A 1,324-nucleotide genomic window follows, 5' to 3' on the forward strand; every position below is an offset into this window, starting at 1 on the left:
TTGGTTCAGGTGCCTTGTATTGAACGAAATGCAATTGCGGCTGTAAAAGCCATTAACGCAGCCCAAATGGCACTTCATGATGACGATGAACACTTTGTCACACTAGATAAAGTGATTCAGACTATGAAGGAGACGGGCAAAGATATGTCTGAGAAATATAAAGAGACTTCAAAAGGTGGTCTCGCTGTTAACGCCATTGAGTGTTAAAAAAATGAGATGGGGACGAGGTGACCCCATCTCATTTTAAACATTAAGCCTCGCGAGCAACTAAAGTTAAAATGTCGTAAGTTGCGACAAGTTCACCGCGTTGGTTTTTGACTTTAATATCCCATACCACAACGCCATGTGCAGGCTGAGACGGGTCTTTTTGTGGTTTAGGTGTTTTTTGTTTACAGGTGAGTTCAACTTGGATTGAGTCACCAATTTTAACCGGTTCAACAAAACGTAAGTTGTCCATACCATAATTGGCAATTACAGGGCCTTGTGCTGCATCTACAAATAGACCTGCTGCGGCAGACACAATGAAATATCCATGTGCCACACGTTCACCAAAGAAAGACTCGGCAGCTGCAATTTTGTCAGTATGTGCATAGAAGTAGTCACCGCTTAAACAAGCAAAATTGACAATATCAGCTTCGGTGACTGTACGACGCGCCGTTAATAAACGTTCACCAATCACTAACTCATCAAAAGACTTTTTAAATGGATGTACACGGTCCTCATTAACTTTCGAGCCAGCAGTCCATGAATGGGTAATTTGCGTCAGGCTGTTTGGTGAGCCTTGAATTGCAGTGCGCTGCATGTAGTGTTTAACTGCACGAATACCACCTAACTCTTCACCGCCACCTGCACGGCCAGGGCCGCCGTGTACTAAATGTGGAAGTGGTGAACCATGACCTGTACTTTCTTTTGCCGATTCTGCATCGAGTACATGCACACGTCCATGCCAAGGTGCAATTTTTTGAATAATCTGCTCAATATTCTCATCGTTATTTTTAACGACAGAAGCCACTAAGCTACCTTCACCACGTGAAACAAGGTCAGCTAGTTCTTCAATGTTTTGATATGGCATGAGTGTACATACCGGACCGAAAGCTTCCGTGGTATGAACATTTGTCGCTTGTAAAGGCTGTTCGCACACCAATAAAGTTGGAGCGAAAAAAGCACCTTTTTCAGGATGGTCTGCATTAAATGTAAAACTATCGTTTCCACCAAAAACAATTTTTGCATCTTTGCTGAGTTCGGCAACTTTTTCTGCAACGTCATGTTTTTGTTTAATGCTCGCTAAAGCCCCCATGGTGGTTTCTTCTTTTTGAGGGTCGCC

At 43.1% G+C, this 1,324-nt stretch carries 2 protein-coding genes; one reads left to right on the plus strand and one right to left on the minus strand.

Going from position 1 to position 1,324, the window contains the following annotated elements:
• On the plus strand, positions 1–207 hold a 207-nt coding region (locus C1642_RS19970), incomplete at its 5' end, for an L-serine ammonia-lyase, iron-sulfur-dependent, subunit alpha (RefSeq protein WP_228153992.1).
• Between the two features lie 43 nt (positions 208–250).
• On the opposite strand, the gene C1642_RS19975 is transcribed toward C1642_RS19970, so the two are convergent.
• Positions 251–1,324, minus strand: a 1,074-nt coding sequence (locus tag C1642_RS19975; protein ID WP_228153993.1) for an aldehyde dehydrogenase family protein, incomplete at its 5' end; no start/stop codon positions are given.

Origin of the sequence: Acinetobacter sp. AKBS16, assembly GCF_002899995.1 — a bacterium.
Taxonomy (GTDB): domain Bacteria; phylum Pseudomonadota; class Gammaproteobacteria; order Pseudomonadales; family Moraxellaceae; genus Acinetobacter; species Acinetobacter baumannii.